The 12,361-nt window shown below is 34.5% G+C and carries 8 protein-coding genes; 1 reads left to right on the plus strand and 7 read right to left on the minus strand.

The window, feature by feature from the left end:
• Positions 1–9: 9 nt before the first annotated feature.
• From FEZ18_RS11000 to FEZ18_RS11030, 7 genes are all read right to left on the minus strand, one after another.
• On the minus strand, positions 10–564 hold the full coding sequence (locus FEZ18_RS11000; protein ID WP_153268364.1) for a DUF2911 domain-containing protein: 555 nt from the start codon (positions 562–564) through the stop codon (positions 10–12).
• 248 nt (positions 565–812) lie between these two features.
• Positions 813–4,166 (minus strand): preprotein translocase subunit SecA, encoded by a 3,354-nt coding sequence (gene secA / locus FEZ18_RS11005; protein WP_153268365.1) that lies wholly within the window; start codon positions 4,164–4,166, stop codon positions 813–815.
• 266 nt (positions 4,167–4,432) lie between these two features.
• Positions 4,433–4,654, minus strand: a complete 222-nt coding sequence (locus tag FEZ18_RS11010) for a DUF2795 domain-containing protein (protein WP_019387375.1) — start codon at positions 4,652–4,654, stop codon at positions 4,433–4,435.
• A gap of 348 nt (positions 4,655–5,002) precedes the next feature.
• Positions 5,003–5,575: a cob(I)yrinic acid a,c-diamide adenosyltransferase gene (locus tag FEZ18_RS11015; protein WP_153268366.1), complete on the minus strand. Its 573-nt coding sequence runs from the start codon at positions 5,573–5,575 to the stop codon at positions 5,003–5,005.
• 1,404 nt (positions 5,576–6,979) lie between these two features.
• On the minus strand, positions 6,980–7,720 hold the full coding sequence (locus tag FEZ18_RS11020; RefSeq protein ID WP_153268367.1) for an O-methyltransferase: 741 nt from the start codon (positions 7,718–7,720) through the stop codon (positions 6,980–6,982).
• 299 nt (positions 7,721–8,019) lie between these two features.
• Positions 8,020–9,882, minus strand: a complete 1,863-nt coding sequence (locus tag FEZ18_RS11025) for an ABC-F family ATP-binding cassette domain-containing protein (protein WP_153268368.1) — start codon at positions 9,880–9,882, stop codon at positions 8,020–8,022.
• A gap of 81 nt (positions 9,883–9,963) precedes the next feature.
• Entirely contained in the window at positions 9,964–11,145 is a 1,182-nt protein-coding gene (locus FEZ18_RS11030) for a DUF4105 domain-containing protein (protein WP_153268369.1), read from the minus strand.
• A 468-nt stretch (positions 11,146–11,613) separates the two neighbouring features.
• On the opposite strand from FEZ18_RS11030, the gene FEZ18_RS11035 reads away from it, so the two are divergent.
• Complete coding sequence (locus FEZ18_RS11035; RefSeq protein WP_153268370.1) at positions 11,614–12,360, plus strand: CDP-alcohol phosphatidyltransferase family protein; 747 nt, start codon at positions 11,614–11,616, stop codon at positions 12,358–12,360.
• The last annotated feature ends 1 nt before the right edge of the window (position 12,361 follow it).

Here is a 12,361-nt window from a genome sequence, read left to right on the forward strand (position 1 = left end):
TACTATCTTCTATTTAAGCGGAACAGAAACCTTTACATCATCCCACGCCATGGTTAAAAATAATTTATCTGTAGAATTATCAAAGGCTATAGTAAATTGTTCTACGGTGGTGTTTAGTTTTTCAACAGGAACATCCACATTTAAGACATCGTAATTAGGATCCCAATAGGGTTTCATCTCGTTTGTAACTCCCCAAGGGTACTGTTTAGAATTAAAAATTATGGTCCAAATGCTGTCTTTAGGAACGGTCCAAAGGGTATATTTTCCTTTTGGCAATGGCATGCCGTTTATATCGAGTGTTTTATTGGTTTCGAAGGTGGTTGCTTCGTTTGCACCTGTTCTCCAGACTTGGTTAAAAGGCACTAAAGCTCCAAAAATTTCACGTCCTTTTTTTGAGGGTCTGTTGTAAAAAACCTTTAATTTTAAATCATTTAGTTTAAATTCTACCGTGTCTTTTGGACTTAAACGTTTTGAGAAAATATTTTCTACAAAATAATTATAAGAAAATAAAGCTATAGCTATAAATAGTAATAAGAGTAATAGGCGTTTTAAAAAGGTGTTCATAAACGTGATGGTATTAAAGTATAAAGATACTTTAAATAATAATGATTAATAAAATTGAAACGTAGATTTATTTTGCTTTGTTGTAGGCTTATAAAAAATCCCAATAGTGATTATTGGGATTTTGAAAATTAGATTCATTTTAGGTGATGAGTTTTTGCTGTTGCCGTAATGTGTTTGTGGTATTTCACGATGAATTTCATGAGATTACCTGGATTCAACTGGTTTTAAGAACATCTAATTGCAGTATTTTAGTCCTCAACCAAAACCCATTCGCCTTTTGTAATTAAAGGTTCGGCTTGCTTGTATTTAAGAGTCTTGTTTTCCCCGCTCATAACATGTTTGATGGTAACCCGATCGTTACGACCAATTTTTGGTCGGTCGCGCACAATAGTTTCAACAACCTCTGGTTGGCGTTGGGTATTTCCAGCTGCTCTGTTTTGTGCAGAACGTTCATCAAGATTAGGAATTTCGTCTTTTTGAGTACTTAAATTTTCACGTTTTCGCGCTTTTGCTTCCTGAATAGTATCTTGAGTCTCTTGAGGTAATTCACCTTTAAATAAGAAAGAGATGACATCTTTATTGACTTGGTCTATCATGGCTTTAAACAATTCGAAGGCCTCAAACTTATAAATGAGCAAGGGATCTTTTTGCTCGTGAACAGCCAATTGAACAGATTGTTTAAGCTCGTCCATTTTTCGTAAATGGGTTTTCCAAGCATCGTCAATAATAGCCAGTGTAATGTTCTTTTCAAAATCGGTTACTAATTGTTTTCCGCCAGATTCATAAGCTTTTTCAAGATCGGTAACAACATTTAAAGTCTTTACACCATCGGTAAAGGGTACCACGATACGCTTAAATTTATCGCGTTGTGTTTCATATACATTTTTAATTACAGGGAAAGCAATATCGGCATTTCGCTCCATTTTTTCCTTATAGAAACTAAAAGCAGATTGGTATATTTTCGAGGTTATTTCTTGAGCAGATAGTTTAGCAAATTCTTCTTCAGAAATAGGCGAGCTCATAGAGAAGTATCGAATCAATTCAAACTCAAAATTCTTATAGTCGTTCGCACCTTTGTTAGTTTCCACAACACCTTCAGAAGTGTCAAAAATCATATTCGCTAAATCCACGCGCAAACGTTCGCCATTAAGGGCATTATAACGGCGTTTGTACACCACTTCACGTTGGGCGTTCATAACATCATCGTACTCCAGTAATCGCTTACGCACCCCAAAGTTATTTTCTTCAACTTTTTTCTGAGCACGCTCAATAGATTTTGAAATCATGGAATGCTGAATTACTTCGCCTTCCTTTAATCCCATGCGATCCATCATTTTTGCGATACGTTCGCTACCAAATAAGCGCATTAAATTGTCTTCTAGCGATACGTAAAACTGCGAGCTACCCACATCACCTTGACGACCAGCACGTCCACGCAACTGTCTATCTACACGACGCGAATCGTGACGCTCTGTACCCACGATGGCTAAACCCCCAGCGGCTTTCACCTCGTCTGATAATTTAATATCGGTACCACGACCAGCCATATTTGTGGCAATAGTTACCTGTCCTGGTTTGCCAGCCTGATCGACAATTTCGGCTTCTTTTTTATGTTGTTTCGCATTTAATACATTGTGCGGTATTTTACGAAGGCTTAACATTTTGCCCAGTAGCTCACTTATCTCTACCGAGGTTGTACCTATTAGCACCGGACGACCCGCTTGAGACAATTTGGTAACATCTTCAATAACAGCGTTGTATTTTTCGCGCTTTGTTTTATAAACTAAATCTTCTTTGTCGTCTCGAGCTATGGGTTTATTGGTTGGTATCTCAACAACATCTAATTTGTAAATCTCCCAAAACTCTCCAGCTTCTGTAACTGCAGTACCCGTCATACCCGCTAATTTGCGGTACATTCTAAAGTAATTTTGAAGGGTAACCGTGGCAAAAGTTTGGGTGGCGTCTTCAATTTTTACGTTTTCTTTGGCTTCAATGGCTTGATGAAGGCCGTCTGAATAGCGACGACCATCCATAATACGACCAGTTTGTTCATCGACAATCATGACCTTATTATCCATAACCACATACTGGGTGTCTTTTTCAAATAAAGCGTAGGCTTTTAGGAGTTGATTTAGGGTATGGATACGCTCGGATTTTACACCAAATTCCTTAAATAACTCTTCTTTAAGGGTGGCTTCTTCTTCTGCCGAGAGCCCTTGAGCTTCAATTTTGCCAATTTCAACACCAATTTCTGGCATGATAAAAAAGTCTGGATTATCGGCTCCAGAGATGTATTCAATACCTTTGTCTGTTAATTCTATCTGATTATTTTTCTCTTCAATAACGTAGTATAAGTCGGCATCAACCTTTGGCATTTCGCGGTTGTTGTCCTGCATATAAAAATTCTCTGTTTTTTGAAGCAATTGCTTAATGCCTTCTTCAGATAGAAATTTAATGAGTGCTTTGTTTTTAGGAATACCACGATACACTTGTAATAATTTAAAACCACCTTCTTTAGTATCGCCAGCCGAAATTAGTTTTTTAGCTTCGGCTAGTACGCCAGTTAAGTATTTTTGTTGCACCGAAACAATATCATCTACCTTAGGTTTTAACTCGTTAAATTCATGACGTTCTCCTTGCGGTATAGGTCCTGAAATAATTAATGGCGTACGTGCATCATCAATTAAAACCGAGTCGACCTCATCTACAATGGCGTAATGGTGCGGGCGTTGCACCAAGTCGTCTGGAGAGTGTGCCATATTATCACGTAAGTAATCGAAACCAAATTCGTTATTTGTACCGTAAGTAATATCGGCGTTGTAGGCTTTTTTTCTAGCATCGGAGTTTGGTTGATGGTAATCTACACAATCTACACTTAAGCCGTGAAACTCGAAAATTGGCGCCATCCAAGCGCTATCACGTTTGGCTAAATAATCGTTAACGGTAACCAAGTGAACGCCACGTCCTGCTAAAGCATTTAAATAAACTGGCAAGGTTGCTACTAGGGTTTTACCTTCACCAGTTTGCATTTCGGCAATTTTACCTTGGTGCATGGCAACTCCACCAATTAGCTGTACGTCGTAATGCACCATATCCCAAGTAATTGGTTTTCCTGCGGCATCCCAAGAGTTAGACCAGATGGCTTTCGTGTCGTCTAAAGTTACATAGGTTTTGTCGCCAGATAAGCCTCTGTCAAATTCGTTTGCAGTCACCGTAATACTGGTATTGTTTTTAAAACGTTTAGCTGTTTCTTTCACTACAGCAAAGGCTTCAGGCAGTATATCGTTTAAAGTTTTTTCTACGGCGAGGTAGGCTTCGTCTTCAATTTTATCAATTTCTAAATAAATATCTTCACGTTTATCAATATCCTCAGTAGCTTGAGCCTCTTTTAAAAGGGCTTCTTTTTTCTCGTAAAAAGGTTGACGCGTTTCGGATATTATAGCTTTAAATTCGGCTGTTTTTTCTCTTAATTGGTCGTGAGATAGAGCTTCTAAAGCTTTTTCAAAAGTCTTAACTTTTTCTACAATAGGCATTAACGCTTTCACGTCTTGTTTCGATTTGTCTCCAACAAATACTTTTAATACAGAATTTAAAAAACTCATGTGTATATATTTTATGTTTTTATTCTAAATGTTTTTATTAGCTATAAATGACTAAATACTTTTAAAAAAGTAGTGACTGTTATGAGTTGAAAAAACAGTAGATAAGGTCTTTATCTTAAGTGAATTATACTAATTATAAAACATCTAGCGGTTTATATTTTATTTTTCTATTCTCGAAAAGCACTCAAAGATACATTATGTTATGATTTTATAAAGATATAGACCGAAAAAAAAGCCTCAAATTGAGGCTTTTTAACTTTTTATTATTAATATTCGTCCTCGTTCCAGAGGTAATCTTCATCGGTTGGATAGTCAGACCAGATTTCTTCAATCGAATCATACGAGTCGCCTTCGTCTTCAATAGACTGCAAGTTTTCAACAACTTCCAACGGTGCACCAGTTCTAATAGCGTAATCTATCAATTCGTCTTTGGTAGCGGGCCACGGTGCATCACTTAAATACGATGCTAATTCTAAAGTCCAATACATGTTTTATGCGTTTTAATTTTTGCAAAAATAAAATTTTAGTTTATATGGGCAAGTAAAAAACAGATTATTTATTTTTTATTTTTCGAAAGTTATTTTTTACAAGTTTTAAATCGGTTCGTTTTTACTGTGTTGCATAAATATTTGCAATATTTTTATTCTTTTTTAGGGTGTTACCACAAGGGTCGGGCTTTCCGTTGCTAGTCCTCGCTCGTGCCTCGCTGTGGGCTTTTCTCTGCAATCCCTAACACAAATGGCATCTTATCAACTAATTTGGTCTTACTGTTAAAAAACGCAATATTTAAACAAGATGGTGTAAAAAGCACCAGAGCTTTTTAAACTGTATTTAGTTTAAGTTTTTTCTGGAATCCATTTAATTTCATTAGCTTCTAAATCGAATGCCAATTTTCTGGCTAGGACAAAAAGATAATCCGAGAGACGGTTTAAATACGTTAAGGCATTGGGTTCAAAAGGTTCATACTCGTATAATGCGGTTGCAATACGTTCTGCTCGGCGACATACACAACGCGCAATGTGGCAAAACGATACGGTTTGATGGCCTCCTGGTAGCACAAAATTCGTCATAGGTGGTAGTTCATCATTCATGGCGTCCATTTCTTGCTCTAAACGTTCGATATTAGCCAAGGATATTTTTTCGATATTTAAGCGTTCTTTGCCACTTTTTAGAACGGCTTTTTCAGGATCGGTTGCTAAAATGGCGCCAATAGTAAACAATCTATCTTGAATATGCATTAACAAGTTTTTATAGTGCGCATTAATGTCTTGATCGCGAATTAAACCTAAGTGCGAGTTTAATTCATCTACCGTTCCATAGCTTTCAATACGTATATGGTGTTTTGGTACGCGCGTACCGCCAAATAATGAAGTGGTGCCATTATCGCCTGTTCGAGTGTATATTTTCATGTTTTCAAAGTTATATAATTTCTAGCAAAGTTTGGCGCGCTTGTCCTGATGTTTTTTTGTGTTACTGCGTAAATAAATCTCAAACCATAGTCGTAAGCCATTCGTGAAAATTAGTGAAATTCGTGTCCAAAACAATTCCAAAAAAAAGCTATAAACCCATTTTAGTAATTTCAATTTCTAAAGGTAGTTAAGAACTATGAGATGTCTCAATCGTACTTCATTTCGACATGACAAATACGCATTGTTATAATTCGTGAAAATTCGAGAAATTCGTGTCCAAAACAATTCCAAAAAAAAGCTATAAACCCATTTTAGTAATTTCAATTTCTAAAGGTAGTTAAGAACTATGAGATGTCTCAATCGTACTTCATTTCGACATGACAAATACGCATTGGTATAATTCGTGAAAATTCGAGAAATTCGTGTCCAAAACAATTCTCTTATAATTCCAATAAGCAATCATATAACATTTAAACCTCTGCGAATCTCTGTGAACACTCTGAGAATCTCCGTGGAATAATTACTCGCCAAGGCGCAAAGGCGCAAAGTTTTAAAATTGGTATCAAAATAATTTTTAAGATATTGTAATCCTTCATAAAACCGCTGTGAAAGCTTGTATAATAGTTTCAATTTCTAAAGGCAGTTAAGAACTATGAGATGTCTCAATCGTACCTCATTTCGACATGACAAATACGCATTGGTATAATTCGTGAAAATTCGAGAAATTCGTGTCCAAAACAATTCTCTTATAATTCCAATAAGCAATCTTATCACATTCAAACCTCTGCGAATCTCTGTGTAAACTCCGTGAATCTCCGTGGAATAATTACTCGCCAAGGCGCAAAGTTTTAAAATTGGTGTCAAAATAATTTTTAAGATATTGTAATCCTTCATAAAACCGCTTTGAAAGCTTGTAAAATAGTTTCTATTTCTAAATGCAGTTAAGAACTATGAGATGTCTTAATCGTACCTCATTTCGACATGACAAATACGCATTGGTATAATTTGTAAAATTCGAGAAATTTGTGTTCAAAACAATTCTCTTATAATTCCAATAAACAATGATATAACATTCAAACCTCTGCGAATCTCTGTGTAAACTCCGTGAATCTCCGTGGAATAATTACTCGCAAAGGCGCAAAGTTTTAAAATTGGTGTCAAAATAATTTTTAAGATATTGTAATCCTTCATAAAACCGTTGTGAAAGCTTGTAAAATAGTTTCAATTTCTAAAGGCAGTTAAGAACTATGAGATGTCTTAATCGTACCTCATTTCGACATGACAAATATGCATTGGTATAATTTGTGAAAATTCGAGAAATTTGTGTTCAAAACAATTCTATTATAATTACAATAAGCAATCATATAACATTTAAACCTCTACGAATCTCTGTGGAATAACCCCTCAAACCCGAATAGTAAAATGCTCTTTAGCCTGCTCTTTTCTGAAAAAGACAAATCCCCAGAAAAAAGTATCGATAGTTACCTTAACTTTTGGATGTTGTTTTATGATTTCCCAAGCTTCTCGCATTTCCTTATTAGCATATATATTAGTAATAATAAAAACAGAATCGTTATGTGCTGTTTGGAAAAGGGTTTTAAAGTCGTTTAAAATGTTATTTTTATAAGGATTGTTGTTAAAGAAAATAAAATCGAACTGCTGTGAAGCTAATTTGGTAGCGAGGGCATCTAGATTCCCCGTGATTACATCGATATGGTCTAGATTGTTTTTTTTAAAATGGGCTCTTATAAATTGAGATGCAGTGGCACAGGTTTCTAGCGTAGTAATGTGTGCTTTTGGGTTTCCTAAATAAATAGCTTGAGTCGCAATACCACTTGATGTACCAACTTCTAGTACCGATTTAAATTTAAAATAGTTTGCAATTCGGTATAACAGTTTGGTTCTTTTGTAGCTTAGATGTGCATTCTTTAATGTTTGAGCGATAGGGTATTGTTTGTTTTTTAACACAAGATTACGATTGGGAAAAAGTGTTTTCTTGTAGTTTGCTATATTTTTATAGGCGGGATAATTGGTGTTGTTGTAAAAACACTGAGTCACCAAGCTGTACACAAAAGGGGAGTGCACACCATGTTGATTGGTGCTTTTTAATAAAAACTTGATATATTGGGTACTTGGGTAGCTCATTTTATGTCCATAAAGAATTATAAGATAGAGATGCATAACAATTTGAAAGCCATATGCCAGATTGGTCTCCAATTTGTTTTCTGTAGGTCAATGTGTAACATTTTTATAACATGTTGTTTAGTAAATGACAGGTATTTAGAGAACGAATACAAACGCATTCTTGTCAAGGCCTTATGTTTTGTATGTTAGTTTTTTTCGCTTAAACCTGATAGTTGTTAGCACTCTAAATTAATTTTTATCATGTGCTTATAATATTTTTAATAAAACGTTGTGACTTGAGCTCTTTGCTAGAAAATAAACTAGTCTTCTAATTTAGAAGATAACTCAAACCAGCGCTCTTCCTTAGCTTCAATAGTTTCAATAATTATTTGGAGTTCTTGAGACAGCGTGTTAATCTCATCTTGAGATAAATTTGGATTGTTAAATTTGTTTTCTAGTTCTTTTTTATCAAAAGTCAAGGATTTTATTTTGCTTTCAATATTATTGAGTTCTTTTTCTTCATTGTAAGACAATTTTTTGGTCTCATTTTGTTTCCAATCGCTTTTGTTTTTTTTCTCTTCAGTAACTTTTGGTGTTAGGGGCTGACTGTCTTCATAAATTCGATAATCGGTGTAATTACCTGGGAAATCTTCAACAATCCCTTCACCTTTAAAAACAAAAAGATGGTCGACCACTTTATCCATAAAGTACCTATCGTGAGATACCACAATAACACAACCCGGAAAATCTAATAAGAAACTTTCAAGTACGTTAAGCGTTACGATATCTAAATCGTTTGTGGGCTCATCGAGGATTAAAAAGTTGGGATTTTGTATTAAAACCGTGCATAAATACAAGCGCTTGCGTTCACCACCACTTAGTTTTTCTACAAAGTCGTATTGCTTTTTTCGGCTAAACAAAAAGCGTTCTAAAAGTTGTTGAGCACTAATCTGCCGTCCTTTTTTAAGCGGAATATAATCACCAAACTCTCTAATAACATCAATAACCTTTTGCTCGGGTTTAATGGTTATTCCATCTTGGGTATAATACCCAAACTTTACCGTTTCTCCTTTTGTGATTTTACCAGAATCTGGAGGTATGGTTTGCGTTAAAATATTTAAAAACGTGGTTTTCCCAGTACCATTTTTACCAATAATACCAACACGTTCGCCTTTTTCGAAGTTGTATTCAAATTGATCGAGAATCACTTTATCTTTAAAGGCTTTAGAAACCTTATGGAACTCTAAGATTTTAGTGCCTAAGCGTTCCATATTTAATTCTAATTGAACCTCGTGCTCCTTCCTGCGTTGATGCGCACGGTGTTTTATATCGGCAAAGTCATCAATTCTAGATTTCGATTTTGTGGTTCGCGCTTTGGGTTGGCGGCGCATCCAATTTAATTCTTTTTTGTAAAGCTGCTTGGCTTTTCCGGTTTCGATCGTTTCTTGTTCGATCCTAGCGTCTCTTTTTTCTAAATAATAGGAGTAATTGCCTTTGTAACTGTATAGTTTACCTTCGTCTAATTCTATAATTTCATTACACACGCGCTCTAAAAAATAACGATCGTGAGTAACCATAAACAAGGTGATATTTTCTTTGGCAAAAAAGGCCTCTAACCACTCGATCATTTCTAAATCTAAATGGTTGGTAGGCTCGTCTAAAATTAACAAATCGGGTTTATTAATAAGAGCAATGGCTAAAGCGAGCCGTTTTTTCTGTCCGCCAGAAAGTATATTTACCTTTTGATTTATATTTTTTAATTTAAGCTTAAAAAGAATTTGATTGTATAGCGTTTCGAAGTCCCAAGCTTGATGGCGCTCCATGGCATCAAAAGCGCTTTGATAGGCCTCGGAATCGTCTGGGTTTAAAAGGGCTTTCTCATAATTAGAAATCACTTTTAAAATGGGGTTATCACTTGTTAAAATGGTTTCTTCAATGGTTAAGGTGTCATCAAATTTAGGTTCTTGCGAGAGGAATGCCACCTCTATGTCCTTCCTGTAAATAATATGGCCAGAATCGGGTTGGTCATCACCCGCAAGGATATTTAAAATGGAGGTTTTTCCAGTTCCATTTTTAGCAACAAAAGCAATTTTTTGATCTTTATGGATACTAAAAGATAGGTTCTCGAAAAGCGTAAGCTCTCCGTAAGATTTCGATATGTTTTCTACAGTTAAATAATTCAAATTAGATGTTTTTTTACAAATAACGGACAAAAAACCATAACAACTTGTTTTCGGGTTATGGTTCGAATTTTAAAATTGTAATTATGGATGAGTTTTATGTTTATTAAAGTGTTTTATCAAATAGAGGTATCGAATAAATAAGGCGATTAAAAACGGTATTAATCCTATGGCAAATACTTGCACACCAATAAGCCAATGTAAAGTGAGTAGGCAGAGTAAAATAATTAATAGTTTTAAGTATTTAATAAACCATTGTGGTGTTTTCTGTTTTAAAAGTTGAGGTATCATGAATAAATTAAGAGCAAATGCCCAAAGTAAATTATAGTTTTGATGTGTTCCGGTGTGATCGGTAGCAAACCAAAGCAATAAAACAAGTACACCTGTAATACCCGTAAAAACAAATAGAGCAACATCTAACCATTGGGTTTGTTTTTTAGCTAAATGGTCTTTGTAAGTGATGTATAAGATGAAAAAGCCGAGAATGCCGAAAACAAATAACGGACTTAATATAAAAGCTCCAGAACTGGGGTTGTTTTTTTGTTTGTATAGCGTTCTACTTTCTTGAACTAGGGGTTCTTTATTGTTTTTAAAAGTGGCATTTTCAAAAAAAACATAAATGTTTTCGGGTAAAAACATATGTTCTTCCGGTGTTGCTTTTCTGTCTATTACAGACCCTAATGCTAAATCGATACCTAAGCTTCCCCAGGAGTTTTTGTTGAGGTTATCGTGAATTAGGTTGCGAAAGGTTTTTTGTTTAAAGTTTTCTGGTGTATTAAAAATAATACGGTCATTTGATGCTATAATGGCAACATCTCTAATTTTGGTTGCACAATTATCAAAAAAGAATTCATACAAATAGGCTCTGTTTTCTGGTTTGTAATTTTCGCTTAAAAAGTTGAAAAGCTTTTGTTTTTCAACTTGCGAAAAATTTAAATCTTGTTCTTTAATCGTTCGGTCAAAGTAGGTGTAAGCCGCAAGGAATCTATCAAAATTATCTTTGCTAATTAAATAGTTAAGTTGGCCTTTGGCGAATTTTAAGTAAAAATTTGGAGTGTTAAAATTATATTCTCCATAACCAAAAACCAAATCTATGTTGTTTACAGTGTCTTGAATCCTGAAAGCGCTATGGCCAAAGGCGTCGTTTAATGAGCTGCCGGGGCCAACAGTAAGCACACTAACTTTGGCTTGATTCGACAGAACAGGTTGTGCTAATAAAACTTTTGTAAATACAATAAAAAATAAAAAAAATACTGTTTTTTTCATTTGTTGTTTGGGTTTCTAGGCTGTTGTTTTTAAATTATGCTGGTTCTTAAAAATGCAAAATCCGAGAAATTAAGTAGGGAGTAACCATTTAAATATCACTGGATTGAATTTGTGTTTTAAGGCGAATTAAAACCGATTTGTCTAAGCGATTCATACACCGTTTTTTTATTTCGATAACCTTGCAAAAGTAAGATAATTGTAGTTGACAAGATTAATAAAGCCATTTAAAAATGTTGTTGAGTTTTAGAGTTCGTTAAGAAAGAGAATAATCTTAATCATTTTGGTTTTAGAATTTAGTGAATTATCAATTTTAGGGCATTTAATTGTTAAAATGAAGGTTTATTTTATTGGAATTTCTTTCAATTTGGTTAAAAAATCGTCTAATAATTGGTAAAATGAGGACATTATAGTTTCAACTTTGTTTTAAACCAAAATACTTTGTTTATTTACAGCACTAAATATAATTTAATGAAACAATATATTCCCAATGCGTTAACCTTGTTAAATTTATTTTGTGGTAGCGTTGCTGTAATTTTTGCAGTCAATGACAATTTTGTAGCGACGGCATTGTTTGTTTTTTTGGGTGTTTTTTTTGATTTTTTTGATGGCTTTGCAGCTAGAAAATTGAATATTCAAAGCGAATTGGGCGTGCAGTTAGATTCTCTAGCCGATATGGTAACTAGCGGATTGGTGCCCGGGATAATCATGTATAAGTTGTTAAATCTGTCTGGATTTAACTTGAGTTGCTTTACAATGGGTTTAACATCAGAACATGTTCTTAGTTCTTCTGAAATATCAGTTTTACCGCTTATTGGTTTGTTTGTTACATTAGCCTCCGCCTATCGATTAGCCAAGTTTAATATAGATACCGAACAGCAAAACTTTTTTAAAGGACTACCAACACCTGCAAATACGTTATTAATTGTTTCGCTTCCTTTGATTTTAGAGTTTCAAAATAACAACCTAATCAATACTATTATATTAAATCAATGGTTTTTAGTTGCCCTTACGGCTTTTAGTTGTTGGATATTAAATTCCAATATCAAATTATTTGCCTTAAAGTTTAAAGACTGGAGTTTTAAAAATAATGCCATTCGATATATTTTTATAATACTGTGTATTGTACTGTTAATTTTATTGCAATTTGCTGCGATTCCCATGGTTATTCTCTTGTATATTGCTATGTCGGTCGTAGATAATATAAGCTCAAAATAGA

It is taken from the genome of Oceanihabitans sp. IOP_32 (genome assembly GCF_009498295.1).
GTDB lineage: Bacteria > Bacteroidota > Bacteroidia > Flavobacteriales > Flavobacteriaceae > Wocania > Wocania indica.